This window comes from Oleiphilus sp. HI0061 (genome assembly GCF_001635675.1).
The window spans coordinates 1-444 of sequence record NZ_LWFE01000759.1 but is presented as its reverse complement, the minus strand read 5'-3'; the positions used below and the strand labels follow the sequence as shown (position 1 = coordinate 444).

General features: G+C 40.3%; 1 protein-coding gene. It reads right to left on the bottom strand.

Annotated features, from left to right (window positions below):
- Positions 1-180, bottom strand: a 180-nt coding sequence (locus tag A3735_RS28815; protein WP_156499560.1) for a DUF2237 family protein, incomplete at its 3' end; no start/stop codon positions are given.
- Between the last annotated feature and the right edge of the window lie 264 nt (positions 181-444).

The following is a 444-nucleotide window of genomic DNA, read 5'->3' as shown; positions in this document are numbered from 1 at the left end:
GTTCCCTTTAAACCTGGAATATTCTAAGAAGTCTTTAGACGCTTCGATACAAACCGTATGTGAACCTGTGTCTGCTTCACAGGTATTACATTTTCCATCTCGATAATACCCTGTGACGGGGTCGCTTCCACATAGTTCCAAGACTTCGCCAAGTACATTTACTGATTCGTCCATATCCATATTGCTTCTCCGCTTACTAACTGTTTAAGCTTTTGACTATTGATGCATTCATCGCATTGAGCCTTAGTCTTCCAAATGTCTAACCGAATAATACATGGATATGTTGATAATGTTGCTTGTGCAATACGAATTTCTCTTACCATGCTTGTCTCTCAAAAAATAACCATAGCTTTCAACCCAGCCTATTGGCACAATCCACTCCCTAGATTAACGCGATACTGAGGTGTACATGCCATTTTCTAAGCTTGGATTAAGCGATCCCAT